Genomic DNA, 15,231 nt, shown 5'->3' with positions numbered 1-15,231 from the left:
TGGCGCACTCATCCCGTGAAGCGCTGAGCGAAACACAGGACGACGGCTGGACCTGCGTGATCGTCACCAACGGCCCCGCAATGCCGCCGGCGGTCCACCGCATTCCGACCTTGGACAGCCGCTCCGCCCGCTCCGTGTCAGTGTCGCTGCCCGGGTCCGCTGGTTGGCGACCCAGGCGCCGAGCTTGAGAGGCCGCTGCTTCTGGTCACCGCTGTCTCCGTTGACGGTGATGGTTTCGACGTGCTTGCGAGGTAGACGGATGTGCCCGTCACGCTCGAAGTGCTGCCGGGCGGCGGTCAGGTGCATGACCCATTTCTCGCCTTGGCTGATGCGTGGCTTCAGATTCTTGTCCTCGCCTGCCGGCTCGATCCCCAGTACCTGCTCGCACATCCACGGCCGACCACCGCCGAGCTGCTCACACCCGAGCCTCACCGATGCCAGTCACCGTCCGAGGTCCTCGCCCAGGCGCACGACACTGCCCGCCAGGGTGGGCAGCGTCCCGCCGGCGTCCAGGTGCCCCCCTCGTGAGGGGGAAGCAGCGCTGCCACGCCACCGGCCATGCCGGACACCAGGACGGGGGGCGCCGTCGCGTAAACCCGCGTCGACCCCTGGGCTCACGCGGGACAAGCACCCCTCAGTACCCTCTCTCCCGGTGGGCGGTAACCCGGCCCGTCTGTCCACCCGCCCGGCTGTGGCGCAGGTCACAGGAACTGGGGCGTGGTCGCGGAGAGATACTGAGTGTGAGGGAACCACCAGAGTCAGAGGCCCCGGAAAACTCGGATAGCCCGGAGAACGACGATGTGCGCCGACGTCTGCGCGCGGGGGACCGCGAGGCGTTCGCCGGGCTGTACGAGCGGTACGCCCACGCCGTCTACCGTCACGCGCTGCGCCTTACGGGTGACTGGTCGGCCGCCGAGGACGTCATGGGCGAGACCTTCCTCGCCGCCTGGCAGGGGTGGGAGCGGCTGGAGGAGGGCCGGGGTTCCGCGCTGCCGTGGCTCCTCGGCATCGCCACGCACAAGTGCGAGAACACCCGGCGGGGACTGCGGCGCCGGCTCGCCTTCCTTGCCCGTCAGCCGGCGCCCGCCGCCGTGGCCGACTTCTCGGGCGAGACCGCGTCTCGGCTCGACGACCGGCGCTATCTCCAGGCGGTCTCAGTGGCGCTCGGCCAACTGCGCCGCCAAGAAAGGGAAGTGCTGTCCCTGCACGTGTGGTCCGGGCTGGACTACCAGCAGACGGCCGAAGCGCTCGGCGTCCCGGTGGGCACGGTGCGCTCGCGTCTCTCGCGGGCCCGCAAGAAGCTTGCGCGGCTCGCGCAGGTTGCGGAACTCCCCAGCGAGGAAGCGGAACCCACGAGGGCCCGCGGAGAGGTAATGAATACAGCCGCACTCGCGGCTCTGCCCGTGCGGGAGGAAACCCGATGAACCGCGAAGACGCCGCCCCTCCTCAGAAGGACGGGAACGACGACGGCCAGCACCTGGCCCGGCTGCTTCCGGCTCCGGTGACCGAGGACCTGTCGCCCGAGCAATTCCGTCGCCAGAAAGAAATCCTGATGAACCGCATCGACGCCGACCAGGCCACCGCCCCCCGTCGCGACCGTCCGGCCGCCGCCGCTCCCCGTCCGGCCCGCGGTCTCCTGCGCCCGGCCCTCCTCGTTCCCGTGTCGGCGGTGGCGCTGGCCGGGGTACTCGCGGGAGGCATCGCCCTCAGCACGGGCGACGACCACGGCACCACGGCGGCCACCTCGTCCGCCCCGGCGGTCCGGGGCGCGGGCGGCCTGCTGCACCGCCTCTCGACCGTCGCCCTCGCGAGTGATGCCCCCGTCGTACGCGACGACCAGTTCCTCTACACCCGCTCCAAGATCCAGGAGGCCGATATCACCAGCGGCAAGGCCGTGCTGAGCCCGCTGCACGAGGAGCAGGTCTGGTCGGCGCAGGACCCGCGCCCGCTCAAGAAGCTCGGCCTGGTCCGGGCCGACGGCGAGGACAGCGTCATCAACGCCCCGCTGGGCGACGACAACGGCACTCCCGCCGGGCTGGACCGCCCCACCTACAACTGGCTCGCCACGCTTTCCACCGACCCCGACGAACTCCTGGCCTACCTGTACGCCCACGTCACGAAGGACCCCGACCAGGAAACCGATCAGATCGTCTTCGAGCAGATCGGTTCCTGGCTCGGGGGACTGGTGCCGCCGAAGACGGCCGCGGCCCTCTACCAGGCGGCGGCGAAGATCCCGGGCGTCCAAGAAGTCCCGGACGCCAAGGACGCGATCGGCCGCAGCGGCCTCGGCATCGTCCGCGAGGACACCCGGTACGGCAACCGCAGCGAGTGGGTCTTCGACAAGGATGACTACTCCTTCCTCGGCTCCCGCAACTACCTGACGAAGGACACCCCGTGGGGAGAGTCGGGAACCCTCCTGTCGAGCAGTGCCGAGATCGAGCACGGCGTCGCCGACAAGGCGGGACAGGCCTCCTGAGGCGGCACGCAAGGCCGCCTGGAAGCGGCAGGCGAGCTGACCGCCCCCGCGCGTCCCGGACCCTCGCGGGGGGCGGGTCCGGGACGCGCGGGGAGGTGCCTGCGGTGGCCCGCTCGGCACGACCGCCGACGACGACGGTCCCCGGATTCCGTGTGCACCGGCGCGGCAGCAACGATGAGGATCGCTGCCGACTGGGCTCATTCCTCAGAACGGCGAGGTCGAGTCGGCGGAGGCGTGCGGGGTCGGCGATCACCTCGTACGCGGCGATCCGTCCCTTCTCGATGGTGAAGGTGAGCGCGATCAGCAGCTGACCACGCGGGGCCACCACGGGCAATTGGTCGGACGCGCCGACCTCGGCCGCCGCGCCGGCACCCTCACTGTCCTGCAAGTCGACCTTGTCCCCGATGCCGGACGGACCGCCGCGACCCAGTTCGCCCACGCCTGCCATACGCTCGCTGGAGCGACCGGCCAAAACCGCGTCGAACTCACCGACAAAGCGACGTACCCAGCAAGAGTGACCTCCCTGAAGACCGCGCTCGACGGACTTCGCCTGGCTCATCCGCTGGTGTATCGCGGGTACTGACGGGAAGCCGCCGCGTGGGTCGTCCCGGTACGAGCGGGCCCGGGTCGCCAGCCTCGCCCTGCATGAGTTGGCGTAGGTCCTCGGCGAGTGGGCGGGCGGAGTTGGGTGTGTGCGGTGACGATCAGCCAGGTCCACGGGCCGTTCGTGGCGGGGTGACGGACACGTGGCGCGGTCCAGTCGAGCGTCTGCTTGATCATTCTGAAGGTGTGCTCGATGCCGAACCGCCTGTGGGTCTAATCACAATTCGGGTCGAAACGGGTCATGAGTGACGAGGGTTACTTCACCTGGCACGCTTTTCGTCTACTTTCGCCATGCAATTCCATTTTAGTGACCTATTGCCGAGGCCTGCCTGACCATGCCCTACTCGCATTCCATACCGCATTCGAAGACCTCAGCCAGGCACCGAGGTAGCCGTGCCGGCGCCTGCGCCGGTGTGTTCCTGGCTTCGGTGACATCCCTCTTCTCCCTCGCCGCGCTGCACGCGGCGCCCGCTGCCGCCGCGCCCGCGCCGTCGGAGCAGACCCGTGCCACGGCTGGCGTCAACGCCGCGGTGCAGCCTCAGAGCAAGCCGCGTGTGACAGCGGCGGTGCTCAGTCTGGACGGCGGGAGCCGGAAGCCTTTGCTGTATGGCGAGGACGCCCCTTACGACACCGCCAGCATCGTTAAGGTCGACATTCTCGCGGCGCTGCTGCTGCAGGCACAGGACGCGGGCCGGCATCTCACGGTCCAGGAACGCGCGCTAGCCGAACCGATGATCCGGAACAGCGACAATGCGGCGGCGAACGCCCTGTGGAGCGAGATCGGCCGGGCACCGGGCTTGGACGCGGCCAACAAGCGCCTGGGACTGGCCTCGACCAAGGGCGGCCCCGGTACGAAGTGGGGGCTGACGCGGACGACGGCGAGTGATCAGATCAGGCTCCTGCTCACCGTGTTCGACAGCGCTGCGACGTCGAAGACCGACTCCCCGCTGAACAAGGAATCCCAGGCCTACATCCAGACCCTTATGAGCCGTGTCGCGAGCGACCAGGCGTGGGGTGTATCGAAAGCCTCCGGCGCCGAGTATGCGTTGAAGAACGGCTGGCTGCAGCGCACTGCCTCCGGGCTCTGGGACGTCAACAGTGTCGGCCGGGTCACTGCGGACGGACACCGCTACCTCGTCGCCGTACTGTCGGACGGCAGTGCGTCGATGAGCGACGGCATCTCACTGGTGGAGCGGGCGGCCCGGCAGGCCGTGCCCGCGACTGCCCGGACCTGACGAGCCGACGCGTCCGGAACCGGAGGACCGCTTCAGGATCGTGCCGCTGCCCTGCGGCGTATATACGCCGCTCGGCGATCACGGCGGCCACAGCGGACGGCAGCTCCGGCGTCCGCGCGGCGATGTCCAGGAGCGCGGCAGCGTCGTTGTGGTGGCCCAGCCACGCGGCCTATACGCGGCGGAGGTAACGAGGTTCGTTGTTGAGTGACGGGTGGTCAGTGATGTTCCGGCCTCGCGGGCCAGCCGAATCCCCGTGTGGTAGACGCGCTGAGCCTGAGGGTGTTGGCGTGCGTCGAAGAGCATCCAGTCGACACCACCCGGGAAGTGCTCTGCCAGATGCCGAGGCCCCAGGTGAGGTCGCCGCTGGCGCTCCCGGTGGAGTCGTCCATCTCCCGGAGGTCCCGGACGGCGCTTTCGATCGAGCGAACGAGCTTCTCGTTCAGGCGCGTGGCAGCTGGCGCGGCGCTGGCGCGCTATCGGGCCGAGCAGGAGTGTGAGAGCGGGCGCGGTGGCTGCCGCTTTGGTGAGCATGAGCAGGTTTCGGCGGTCCATGATGTCTCCCTGGCTGATTTCGTGGAGCAGAGCCTCCGGGGGGCGTCTCCGGGCGTCTCCGGGCGTGTCGAGGTGATGGTGACGATTCCGAGGACGATGTAGGTCCCATCCGACGTCGGACGCGGTGATGCGCCGCCCGGCCCTGGCGGTGAGCACGGCCAGGGCGTCCGCCTGGTTGGTCAGGCTGCGGGTGTTCACGAGTGGGTGCGAGGTGCGGCGATGAAGCCCGTCGGAGATCATTTCCCGTCTCACCGGACATCGTTCCCCACCGCTGCGCGAACGCTCGAACCCGGGCGGTCGATGCACCCGGAAGGCTGCGGGACCGGCCGGGCATCCGGCCCCTCCCTGGTGGCCGGAGGCGCGGTGCTCGACCACGATTGCGGCAAGAGCACGCGAGGCCTCTGACACGTGGGACGGATCCGATGGATGTTCCGATGGACGCGGAGCGAGAACGCGCCGGGGGCGGTGGTGACGGCACAGGCCTGGACCGCAGGCGGTTCCTCGGGGCGACCGCGGCGGCCGGGGTCTGGGCCGCGGGCACGATGCTGGCAGGCTGCGACATGGCGTCCGGCGGCGACCCGGGCGCGTCGGCCGGCCCGTCCGAGGCCTCCCGTCCGGGCGACTCCGGCTGGCGCATCCGTTCGGCGGGTCCGCCCGAGGCCGCGCTCGGCTATACCGACAAGGTGAGCGTTCTGCCGGGCGAGGACTTCGGGCTGTACGTGTCCACCACTGCGCCGGGGTTCCGTGTCTCGGCGTACCGGATGGGCTGGTACAAAGGCGCGCAGGCCCGCCTGGTCTGGCACTCCGGCAGGGTGGCCGGGCGCATCCAGGGAGAGCCGGGTCTGGCTCCCAGAACGCGTACGGTGCGGGCGGACTGGAAGCGTACGGTCCTCGTACACACCGACGGCTGGCCGGAGGGTGCCTACCTGCTCCGCCTCGACGCGGAGAACGGTCACCAGCGATACGTCCCCCTGATCGTTCGCTCGGCGAACGCCAGGGGGAAGACCCTGCTGATCCATGCGCCGGCGACCTGGCAGGCGTACAACCAGTGGGGCGGCTACAGCCTTTACGAGGGCGCCGGCGCGTCGTACGGGACGCGTGCCCTGGCCGTCTCCTTCGCCCGGCCGTACGACAGCAACGGAGCCGAGAAGTTCCTGGTGTACGAGCGGGCCATGGTCGTCCTCGCGGAGCGGCTGGGCATACCGCTGGCGTACACCACCGGCATCGACATCCACCGCGATCCTGCGGTGCTGCGGAGTGCCGTGTCCGCGGTCACGCTCGGCCACGACGAGTACTGGACACCCCAGCAGCGGCAGTCCATGACCCGGGCCCGCGACGCCGGCACCAACCTGGCCTTCCTCGGCGCCAACACCTGCTTTCGCCGGATCAGGATCGAGGACGGGGACCGCACCGTGGTCTGCTACAAGACCGACTACCGCCACGATCCCCTGTATCCCCGCCACGGCGCCCTGGTGACCACCGACTTCCGTCAGGTACCCGATCCCGACCCGGAATCGTCCTTGACGGGAGTCCTCTACGAGGGCTATCCCACAAACGCTCCCTATGTCGTACGCAACGCCGGTCACTGGCTCTTCGCGGGCACTGGAGTGAAGCAGGGCGACTCCTTCCCCCACCTCGTCGGCGTCGAGTACGACCGTGTCACCCCGGGAGCACTTCCGGACGCGCCGATCGAGATCATCGCCCACTCCTCCTTGGTCTGCAACGGCAGGCGAAGCCACTCCGATTCGGCGTACTACACGGTGCCGAGCGGGGCGGGCGTCTTCGCGTCCGGGACGATGCGGTGGGTCGAGGGCCTCATGGCCGGGACGGGGGAGAACGGCCGCAACCACGGCATGGACGCGCGCACCGGAGCCTTCGTGACCCGCACCACCGAGAACCTGCTCCGGGCCTTCGCGGAGGGACCGGCCGCGAAGACCAGGCCGGCACCCCGCGACAACGTGCGCGAGGTCTACGGCTCGGCGTGAGACGGACGCGCATGCGCCGACCGGCCGTCGCGCTGATGATGTGCGGCGAGACGTCAGGCCGACGACCGTCCGGCAACCCGACCCCGCGTACCAGCAGTTCGCATGGGCGACGACGACATAACCGGCGAGAGAGGCTCGGGAGAAGCTGCTGGGCGGCGTGGCGTGGATCTCCAGGTCCCAGAACGGATCACCGTTCGGATAGTCGTTGAGCACACTGCCCAGGCTGCGGATGTTGCCCGGTGGCCTTCCGGGATGATCTCGGGGACGCCGTCCGTGCTGCCCGGCAGGATCACATCGGCGGCTGTCCGCGCCCATCCGGCGGCGTTGCGGGGCAGGCCTCGGGCCCGTCCCACTCAGCGAGCGGAACCTGGACCTCCGGCGCGCCGAGCAGCGCGTCCGCGTCCGTGTCCCACTCCTCCAGGCTCCCGGTGCACGGATGAGCCGCGTGCCCGCACCCGCCGGCCTGGAGGTGCTGCTCGTCCATGGCCTCGACGGCGGCGCCGAGCGCGTCCACCACGGCCCGCTCGACGGGGGCGTCGCGTCGCCCGAGGACGTACCGCGCCATGTTCACCAGACCGAAGGTCAGCAGGACCGCCTGCTCGCCGTCCGGTTCGGCGGCGAGCAGGCGGGCGCACTCCAGGACGACGGGGTCCGCCTCCTCGGGGGCGGCGCCCGCCGTGACTCCGGCCCATCTCTCGATCAGTTCAGTCATGATCAAGGAAATGCCGGCCGCGCCGCGGCGGTTCCGGTGGGCGCCGAACTCCCGTACGTAATGCAGGGCCTGCCGGGGCGGCCCGTCAGCCGGAGACGCTCGCCCGGCCGTTCTCGATGTGCCCCATCAGCCGTCGCCGGAAGACATCGTCCCCGTTGACGGTGACGGACAGGTCGTACCAGCCGTGTGCGTCGGCCGCCGAGTGCACGACCGTACGGCTGCGTCCCGGCTTGACCTTGACGGTCCTGGTCCAGTCCCGCAGGTCCGCCTCCTCGACGTAGCCCAGCGGCCGTACGGTGAAGGTGAGCGTCGTCCGCCCCGTGTTGCGCAGGGTGAGATGCAGATCCCGCTCATGCGCGTCGACCCGCGAGGCGACCTCGGCCCCGGCCGAAGCGCCGTCCTTCGCGGGCCCGGCGAACTCGCGCCGGAAGCCGTTCGGGCCTGTCACCGTGAACCGGTACGCCGCACCGGTAAGGGGCACCGTCCATTGCGCCGTGCCCTTTACATCCCGGTGCTGCGGTACGGGGAACTCCCCCGCGTACGGATACAGCGCGAAGTGCGCGGACGAGCGCCCCGTGTTGCTCAGGGCCACCTGCACCGCCCCGTCCACCAGCTTCGCCTGGGCGTCCGGCTGGTACGGCAGCGCGCGGGCCGGGCGGGCCCCGGACTCCTGTACGGGCATGTGCTGCACGAGCGGCGGTTTCGGCGCCCAGCGTCCGCTGAACGGCGGGATGGCACCGGGCTGCTCGACCTTGGGCCGGCGCCGCGCGCGCTCGAAGTCGAAGGCCGAGGTCAGATCGCCGGTGGCGGTGCGCCGCCAGTCGCTGATGTTCGGTTCCTTCACGCCGGTCCAGCGCTCCAGGAAGCGGATCACAGAGGTGTGGTCGAAGACCTCGGAGCAGACGTAGCCGCCCACGGTCCACGGCGACACGACGAGCAGCGGCACCCGGATCCCGAGACCGGTGGGCTTGCCCTCCCACTGCTCCTCGGCCACCTCGGGCGGTGCGACCGGCGGCGGCACGTGGTCGAAGAAGCCGTCGTTCTCGTCGTAGTTGATGAGGACGGCGGTGTGCCGCCACACATCGGGGTGCTTGCCCAGCGCGTCCAGGACCTTGTAGACGATCGTCGCGCTGTGGATCGGCGAGGAGACGCTCGGGTGCTCGGAGTCGACGGCCGACGGCACCAGATAGGAGACCTCGGGCAGCGTGCCCGCCGCCACGTCCTTGGCGAACTCATCGGCCAGCTTTCCGGTCTCCACCCGGCGCAACGCACGCTCGAAGAGGCTGCGCTCAGCCTTGTCCAGGGTGGCGACACCTTCTTCGAGCAGACCGAACAGCCGCTCCCGCTCCGTGGCGTCCGCGTCCCGTACCGCCGAGTAGAACGACTCCATGTATGTATGGCCGCCGGTCTGCGCCAACGCCTTGCGGGCGATCGCCTTGAAGGTGGCGAAGAACTCGATCTGGTTGTCGGTGAAGTTCTCCCACTCGGTGTACGTGCGCCAGCTGCGCCCGGCCTTCTCCAGCCGCTCCGCGTACGTGCCCCAGTCGTACCCGGGGTGCGTGCCCTCGTTGTACGCGTCGTTCCCGACGGCCCGCTTGCCGTTCGCCTCGTTGCCCGTCTTCCCGCTCCACAGGTGGTTGCGGTTGGGGCTGGTCGAGGTGTGGATGGAGGAGTGGTAGGCGTCGCAGACCGTGAAGGTGTCGGCCAGTTCGTAGTGCAGCGGGATGTCACGGCGGTCGTAGTACGCCATGGTGGCGGCCGTCTTCGCAGTCACCCAGCCGTTCATCCACCCCCCGGCCCATGCCTTCCCGCCACCGCTCCAGGAGTGGTCGAGCGCGCCGATGTACTGGAGTTCTTTCTTCTGCGTCTCGGCAGCGCCCCGCACCGGGAACGGCAGCACAGAGGTGCCCAGCAGCGCGGGCTGCTCGAAGACCGGCTTGCCGGAGGGCAGCTCGACGGCGTTGCGGTCGCCGAAGCCGCGCACTCCCCGGAGCGTCCCGAAGTAATGGTCGAAGGAACGGTTCTCCTGCATCAGGATCACCACATGCTTGATGGCTCCGAGCCCGTCACCGCCACCGGACCCCGCCGAATGTGCCGGCTGCGCGGCAATCGCGACCTGCAGTGACGGCGGAAGCAGCGACCCCGCAGCCGCGACGCCGAGTGCACCGCCGCCGAGCGCGAAGAGCCGGCGCCGTGAAATGTCCGTGGTCAAGCGAGCCTCCCGAGTCGTGTCGTTCAGCCCGGAGACTAATCAAGCCAGGTGACGCCGGGAGGGATTCCGTACGGCTCGGTGGTGAACGTCCAACAGGTCGGCCAGGAAAGTCCAACCGCGCCCCGCACCTGGTCACACTCCGATCAGCTGCGGCGCACCCCACAGCACGACCGTCGACACGGCGAGCGTCGCCGGTACGGTCAGCAGTCCGAGCCGGGTGAAGTGGCCGAGGTCGGGCGCGGCGCCGTGGGTGTGCAGGATGCGGCGCCAGAGCAGGGTGGCGAGCGAGCCGACGTAGGTGAGGTTCGGGCCGAGGTTCACCCCAATTATTCATAGGAAGAGAGGGGTGCCTCCCCGCATCCGGGGAGGCACCCCAGCCCATTACGTCAGCAACTGGCGACAGGGGTCTGGAAGTTACCCTGGCCAGAGACATTCATGAAGGTGGAGTTACAGACCCAGTCGTAGTCGTTACGAGTCCAAGTGTTGGTCTTTGTCGTACCGGAGGCCTGAGTGAAGGTGCCTCCCCAGTAGGTCGTGCCCTTGTAGGTGTACCCGAGCTTGGCAGTAATGCTGGATCCACTCAACTTCGTGTACTTCGTAGCTGTTGAGGTCGCCGTGGCGCCCGAATGACCCTTCGGGTGGAAGAGGGCGCCACTCGACAGGGAGGTGCAAACGTAATTGTTGTTGAACCGCTCGTAACTGGGGCATCCAGCAGTGAGTACCGACGCATCATCACCTTCGGTGGCATACGCAGTTTCCGTAATCCCGCTCAGCGCCATGGTCGCAGGAGCGGCTAAAAGATATACAACTGCCTTACGCGAGGACTTCTTCATTGCGATTTCCCCCAAATGTAAGACTGAGTAAAGCCCTGACCCCGGGAGGAGGTTCACGATGAAAGCGCAACATCTCCGCGAATCCCTCCGGTTCGTTCTGTAACGTAAAACCCAAGTGTGCGGCTGGACAGATCGATCGACGACGGGTAGACAAGCACGCGAAGCTCCTGGCCGACACGGGTGATCTTGGTCGTGAATCCAGGAGCTTCGTCATGTTGTACAGCCGACCAACTCACGCTCCGGAACATCAGGTTGGAAGAGGCTCAGTGGCTGGCCTGATCCGTGGGCGCCCTGTTTCAGTTCAGAGGGCGTGTCCGTGGTGGTCGATGGCTGCGGGCAGGGCACGGAGCTGTTCGGTCGGGGCATGCGGCTGCGGAGCTTCGGCGCGAGCGCGGGGCTGTTGGTGGTGTCCGAGGGCGAGGTCGGCTTCGGCCTGGTGGAGGTTGAGCTCGGGGTCGTCGAACCCGAGCCTGCCCGGCGCGGTGCCGGATGGGTCGGCTTCCAGTTCCGCCAACGCTGTGCGCAGGCCCGGTCGGCGTCGTCGGCGCGTTGCAGGTGGGCAAGAGTCGACAGCAGGCCCCAGGCACACAGCTGTGTCCGGGGCAGGCCGACCGGGCGCTGCCGGAAGCCGTTGGCCGCCACCATTCACGGTGGTCCCCGGCGGGTCGGCCCGGCCTCCCCGCCGGCCACCCGGCCGCGGTCCGCCACGCGCCCGTGGGTCGGCTTGTGTCAGGGCAGGTCGATGTGGGCCAACGGTTCAGTTCGACGCGAGTGTGCGCTGATGATCCCCGGTCAGCGGCGGCCGGTGGCCAAGGTGACGAGGAACTGGCCGCCGCCCGCTTCGATGGCGGCGGTCACTGGCAGCCCCGGTACCAGGCGGGAGAACCGATCCACCAGCCAATCCGCCGCCTCTTGGGCGTCCTGCCTGTTCGGACAACGGCCCACCATCTCGCGGCCCCCCTTGCGCTCCAGCCTTTCGGCAACGGTGATCAGCGGCGCGGGGTCGACCACGTACAGGCGGTCCGGCCAGGCGATGACCACTTTGACCGCGCCCTTGCGGGTGTTGCACCCGCGGTGCGCGAGCCGCTCGGCGACCTTGGCCTTCCGGTCGGCGGTCCGGCTGTCAACGCTGGGCCCCCGCGGGTCGTTCACCGACATGTCGGGATTGACCGGTTCGTCGCACACCCAGCACCGCCAGCCGTCGCGCTCGGCCACATCATCAAGGAGAGTCACCCGACCAACCTAGTGCAGCACCGCGTTGATCCTGCGGGGGTTTGACTGGTGCTTGGGCTGTTCACTGCTGTTCTGTTTGGTGTTCGGCCCATGCGTCTCCCGCTGGCGTGTTCTCGATCCAGCAGCCGTCACCCATCGGCTGCCAGTCGAATGCCACGCACTGGGACATCAGTCGGCTCGTGACCTGTTCGGGGGTGCCTGGCCACGGGATGATCCGTTCGCAGGGGTTGCCGATCTTGGCCAGGCCACCTTCGAGCAGGGCCCGGGCGGCGTCGGATACAAGCTCGCGGTGGGTCCGACTGCTGCTCTTCCGCCGCGACCCGCGAGTACCAAACCAGGTGGTGGAGGGATACGAAGTCGTCCGTTCCCTCGACCAGGACGTCGTTGACCACACGGCGAACCGCCGGCTTCACTGGTCCACCTTCTTTGCCGAAGCGGCGGCCAGGGCGGCGTTGACGGCGGCGAGGTCGAAGGCCGTCGGGTCGAACTGCTCGGCGGAGTCGAGGCCGAGCCAGTCCAGCCGCTCGTCGTGCTCGTCGTGGGCAGGGTCGGCGAGGATCTCGACGAGTTCCTCGTAGCCCCACATACCGCCGCAGTCCTCCGGTGGGCAGGCGCGACGGCCGCTCAGGCAGTGCGGGTAGGCAGTGCCGGGCTCGGCGGCGTAAACGGCCTCGACGAGGATGTCGTGCTCCCAGGCGTCGCCGAAGTCGTAGGTGTAGCGGAGCCGGTCGCCTGCCCGGGCGACGTCGCGGAGCTTCTTCGCGGCAGCGCTGCGGTGGCCCAACTCGGGATCCGATATGCCGAATTCCCCCCACGGGGTCTCGATGACCCACAGGTGGTAGCCCTGCCAGCCGAAGGCTTCCTGCACGATGCGGTGCAACTGCTGCAGGGTGCCGGTGGAGGGAACCTCCAGGCGGCGCCAGATCGGGGGCTTGGACCCGCGTAGGGTGACCTTGATCCGGTGGACGCTGCTGCGGGTGTTCGCCATGGAACCATCCTGCCAGCCGTCCGGTCCAGCAAGCGGACAGCAGCCCCGATGACGTATACGGCGCGCGACACTGACCGCCATGACCATGGACGCCGGGGGTGGGGCACGGCGGTGAGCAGTCCGTTCACAGTGATCTGGGACAACGGCCGGCGAGAACTGCTGGAGGAGTTGGCGCTGGCGAACCGCCCGCTGCGGCGCGTCCAGCGTGCGCGCACTGCTCTGGCCGCCGCCGGCACCGCCGACGCCGTGATCGCGCGGACGCTGGGCCTGCACCTGGACACCGTTCGGCGCCGGCGCAGACGGCTGGCCGCCGAGGGCCTGGCCGCGCTTGAGGACCGGCCCCGACCGGGCCGCCCCCGCCGCTATGGACCCGATGTGCACTTGGCCATCGTTGCCACGGTGACCTGGGCCAGGCCCGCCACCGAGAGCCACTGGCCCCATCGCGCCATCGCCCAGCACCTGCCCGCCACCGGGACCTCCGCCTCCCAGGTCGGACGGATCCTGGCCGACCTGGACCTCAAGCCCCATCTCGTGCGCGGCTGGCTCACCCGCCCGAGGACCCCGACTTCTTCCTCAAAGCGGCCGAGCTCTGCGCGCTCCACCTGCACTGTCCGCCCGGATCGGTGGTGCTCAGCGTGGACGAGAAGACCGCGATGCAGGCCCGCTCCCGCCGACACCCGACGCGCACCGCCCGCCGGGGCGACGTCAAGCGCCGCGAGTTCGAGTACCGCCGGCACGGCACCGCATCCATCGTCGCGGCCCTGGACATCCACACCGGACAGGTTCTGATCGAGAGCATCGCCCGCAACGACTCGGCCACCTTCATCCGGTTCCTACGCCTGCTCGATCACAGCATCGCCCCGGACCTGACCATCCACCCGGCGATGGACAACGGCTCCTCGCACACGTCCAAGGCCACCCGGGCCTGGCTGGAGGCACACCCACGGTTCGCCGTGCACCACACTCTCAAGCACGCCTCCTGGCTCAACCAAGTCGAGATCTTCTTCTCTATCCTGGCCCGCCGCCGCCTCCTACACCGTGGCGAGTTCACTTCCCGCCAGGACTGATCGACCAGATCAGGGACTTCACCCTCGCCTACGACGACCAGGGCTGCCCGTTCCGCTGGACCTACGACGGCACCCCGCTCAAGGCAGCCTGACCCCCGCAGGATCAACGAGGCGCTGCACTAGAGATTGACGAAGGGCCTTCGACCGGGCAGACAGACTCTCTGCCCCGTCCTCGCGCACAAGGTCCCTTGCACAGTGGCGGTTCCCCAGGGGCGGGGTAGACCAAGTCCGGCCCGCTCATCCTTCAGGGCTGCACCCTTCCAGAGGTCCAGGCCGACCCGAGGGGCCATGATCAGTTCTCCGGCCATGCGGATCGCGTCGTGGCGGGGTCCGGGCTGCGGAGCTGCTCTTTGGCGTCGGGCAGGCGTACGTCCAGTACCGCGTGGAGGGTCAGCAGAAGGAATGTGGTGCGTGAGTGCGATGGTGTCATTCGAGGCCGGCGAACGCAGCGGCTGTCTGCAGTTGCTTGTCATCCTTGTTGACACCAGTTCCGAAGGGCCGGCCCCAGGGTGAGGTGTGTGCCCGAGGACCACGTCCGGGGGCCTTCGCATTCATAGCGCGGCTGACCCGTAGACGTCGATGCGGCAGGGTTAAAATGGACCATGAAGTCCATTTTGAGGAGGCGGAGCATGCCAGGGGAGCTGACGGCGAAGGGTAAGGCGACGCGGAGCCGGATCGTCGAGGGGGCCGCGGCGATGCTGCGGGAGAAAGGCGTCGCCGCGACGACGCTGGACGACATCATGGCGCGGACCGGCACCAGTAAGAGCCAGTTGTTCCACTACTTCCCGGCCGGCAAGGACGAACTGCTCCTCGCGGTGGCCCGGTTCGAGGCGGATCAGGTCTTGGAGGACCAGCAGCCGTATCTGGGCCGCCTCGACTCGTGGGAGGCCTGGGAGCGGTGGCGGGACGTGCTGATCGAGCGCTACGAAGAGCAGGGGGAACAGTGTCCGCTCGGGTCGCTGTTCCTTCAGATCGGGCGTTCGACTCCCGGGGCGCGGGCGATCGTGATCGAGTTGATGCGCCGCTGGCAGGAGAGCCTGGTGGTGGGCATCCGGGCGCTGCAGGCGGCTGGCTTGCTTCCCGCCGAGCTCGATGTCGACGTGCGGGCCGCGGCGCTGTTGGCCGCGATCCAGGGCGGCGTGTCGATTCTGCTGACGACGGGTCGGTCCACGCATTTGCGCGCCGCTCTCGATCAAGGGATCGCAGACCTGCGCCGGGCTGGTTGCGCCGTGGCGTGACCCGGTGTCGGCTGATTCACGGTCCGGCCTCGGGCTGGGCGCCGTCGTGCCGGGCTGCCGCGCACCTGCCCCCGCGCGGTGCGTTCGCGTGCGAACG

The 15,231-nt window shown here is 69.0% G+C and carries 15 protein-coding genes and 2 pseudogenes; 9 read left to right on the top strand and 8 right to left on the bottom strand.

Annotation, left to right across the window (positions count from 1 at the left end):
- Window positions 1–63: 63 nt before the first annotated feature.
- Complete coding sequence (locus OG322_RS00765; RefSeq protein ID WP_266413257.1) at window positions 64–306, bottom strand: helicase associated domain-containing protein; 243 nt, start codon at window positions 304–306, stop codon at window positions 64–66.
- On the opposite strand from OG322_RS00765, the gene OG322_RS00760 reads away from it, so the two are divergent.
- The 6 genes from OG322_RS00760 to OG322_RS00730 all read left to right on the top strand — a co-directional run bounded on the left by OG322_RS00760 (window position 262) and on the right by OG322_RS00730 (window position 6,851).
- Window positions 262–528, top strand: a complete 267-nt coding sequence (locus OG322_RS00760) for a hypothetical protein (RefSeq protein WP_329307815.1) — start codon at window positions 262–264, stop codon at window positions 526–528. The genes OG322_RS00765 and OG322_RS00760 overlap by 45 nt on opposite strands.
- Before the next feature lie 272 nt (window positions 529–800).
- The gene (locus tag OG322_RS00755) at window positions 801–1,424 is read left to right on the top strand and encodes an RNA polymerase sigma factor (RefSeq protein WP_123465961.1); all 624 of its coding nucleotides are present in this window, start codon (window positions 801–803) and stop codon (window positions 1,422–1,424) included.
- A complete protein-coding gene (locus OG322_RS00750; RefSeq protein ID WP_329305885.1) occupies window positions 1,421–2,476 on the top strand; it encodes a CU044_5270 family protein in 1,056 nt (351 codons plus the stop codon). Before OG322_RS00755 ends, OG322_RS00750 begins: the two co-directional genes overlap by 4 nt.
- Window positions 2,477–3,414: 938 nt before the next feature.
- The gene (locus tag OG322_RS00740) at window positions 3,415–4,314 is read left to right on the top strand and encodes a serine hydrolase (protein WP_123465967.1); all 900 of its coding nucleotides are present in this window, start codon (window positions 3,415–3,417) and stop codon (window positions 4,312–4,314) included.
- 255 nt (window positions 4,315–4,569) lie between these two features.
- Entirely contained in the window at window positions 4,570–4,968 is a 399-nt protein-coding gene (locus OG322_RS00735; RefSeq protein WP_329305884.1) for a hypothetical protein, read from the top strand.
- A 332-nt stretch (window positions 4,969–5,300) separates the two neighbouring features.
- Entirely contained in the window at window positions 5,301–6,851 is a 1,551-nt protein-coding gene (locus tag OG322_RS00730) for a N,N-dimethylformamidase beta subunit family domain-containing protein (protein ID WP_260147218.1), read from the top strand.
- 289 nt (window positions 6,852–7,140) lie between these two features.
- On the opposite strand, the gene OG322_RS00725 is transcribed toward OG322_RS00730, so the two are convergent.
- The 7 genes and pseudogenes from OG322_RS00725 to OG322_RS00695 all read right to left on the bottom strand — a co-directional run bounded on the left by OG322_RS00725 (window position 7,141) and on the right by OG322_RS00695 (window position 12,829).
- The gene (locus tag OG322_RS00725) at window positions 7,141–7,563 is read right to left on the bottom strand and encodes a hypothetical protein (RefSeq protein WP_329305883.1); all 423 of its coding nucleotides are present in this window, start codon (window positions 7,561–7,563) and stop codon (window positions 7,141–7,143) included.
- A gap of 85 nt (window positions 7,564–7,648) precedes the next feature.
- Entirely contained in the window at window positions 7,649–9,775 is a 2,127-nt protein-coding gene (locus tag OG322_RS00720) for a phosphocholine-specific phospholipase C (RefSeq protein WP_329305882.1), read from the bottom strand.
- 132 nt (window positions 9,776–9,907) lie between these two features.
- A pseudogene (locus OG322_RS00715) lies at window positions 9,908–10,105 on the bottom strand (ArsB/NhaD family transporter); the annotation flags it as partial.
- 56 nt (window positions 10,106–10,161) lie between these two features.
- Window positions 10,162–10,608, bottom strand: a complete 447-nt coding sequence (locus OG322_RS00710) for a hypothetical protein (protein WP_266412983.1) — start codon at window positions 10,606–10,608, stop codon at window positions 10,162–10,164.
- A 301-nt stretch (window positions 10,609–10,909) separates the two neighbouring features.
- Window positions 10,910–11,122 (bottom strand): hypothetical protein, encoded by a 213-nt coding sequence (locus OG322_RS00705; protein WP_123465977.1) that lies wholly within the window; start codon window positions 11,120–11,122, stop codon window positions 10,910–10,912.
- Between the two features lie 278 nt (window positions 11,123–11,400).
- Window positions 11,401–11,841 carry a hypothetical protein gene (locus OG322_RS00700; protein ID WP_123465979.1) on the bottom strand — a complete coding sequence of 147 codons (441 nt, stop codon included), beginning with the start codon at window positions 11,839–11,841 and terminating at the stop codon, window positions 11,401–11,403.
- A 409-nt stretch (window positions 11,842–12,250) separates the two neighbouring features.
- Window positions 12,251–12,829: a plasmid pRiA4b ORF-3 family protein gene (locus tag OG322_RS00695; RefSeq protein ID WP_206432452.1), complete on the bottom strand. Its 579-nt coding sequence runs from the start codon at window positions 12,827–12,829 to the stop codon at window positions 12,251–12,253.
- 48 nt (window positions 12,830–12,877) lie between these two features.
- On the opposite strand from OG322_RS00695, the pseudogene OG322_RS41440 reads away from it, so the two are divergent.
- From OG322_RS41440 to OG322_RS00685, 3 genes and pseudogenes are all read left to right on the top strand, one after another.
- Window positions 12,878–13,321: pseudogene (locus tag OG322_RS41440) on the top strand (helix-turn-helix domain-containing protein); the annotation flags it as partial.
- The gene (locus OG322_RS00690) at window positions 13,234–13,896 is read left to right on the top strand and encodes an IS630 family transposase (RefSeq protein ID WP_329307689.1); all 663 of its coding nucleotides are present in this window, start codon (window positions 13,234–13,236) and stop codon (window positions 13,894–13,896) included. The pseudogene OG322_RS41440 and the gene OG322_RS00690, both read left to right, overlap by 88 nt.
- A 629-nt stretch (window positions 13,897–14,525) precedes the next feature.
- Entirely contained in the window at window positions 14,526–15,134 is a 609-nt protein-coding gene (locus OG322_RS00685) for a TetR/AcrR family transcriptional regulator (RefSeq protein WP_266412986.1), read from the top strand.
- Window positions 15,135–15,231 lie beyond the last annotated feature (97 nt).

It is taken from the genome of Streptomyces sp. NBC_01260 (assembly GCF_036226405.1).
GTDB lineage: Bacteria > Actinomycetota > Actinomycetes > Streptomycetales > Streptomycetaceae > Streptomyces > Streptomyces laculatispora.
This window is presented reverse-complemented; position numbering and strand designations above follow the sequence as displayed.

Bases quoted from the DNA above. Each gene is read 5' to 3' on its own strand.
- OG322_RS00765 (WP_266413257.1), bottom strand. From the start codon at position 306: ATGCACCTGACCGCCGCCCGGCAGCACTTCGAGCGTGACGGGCACATC.
- OG322_RS00750 (WP_329305885.1), top strand. From the start codon at position 1,421: ATGAACCGCGAAGACGCCGCCCCTCCTCAGAAGGACGGGAACGACGAC.
- OG322_RS00740 (WP_123465967.1), top strand. From the start codon at position 3,415: ATGCCCTACTCGCATTCCATACCGCATTCGAAGACCTCAGCCAGGCAC.
- OG322_RS00730 (WP_260147218.1), top strand. From the start codon at position 5,301: ATGGACGCGGAGCGAGAACGCGCCGGGGGCGGTGGTGACGGCACAGGC.
- OG322_RS00725 (WP_329305883.1), bottom strand. From the start codon at position 7,563: ATGACTGAACTGATCGAGAGATGGGCCGGAGTCACGGCGGGCGCCGCC.
- OG322_RS00710 (WP_266412983.1), bottom strand. From the start codon at position 10,608: ATGAAGAAGTCCTCGCGTAAGGCAGTTGTATATCTTTTAGCCGCTCCT.
- OG322_RS00695 (WP_206432452.1), bottom strand. From the start codon at position 12,829: ATGGCGAACACCCGCAGCAGCGTCCACCGGATCAAGGTCACCCTACGC.
- OG322_RS00685 (WP_266412986.1), top strand. From the start codon at position 14,526: ATGCCAGGGGAGCTGACGGCGAAGGGTAAGGCGACGCGGAGCCGGATC.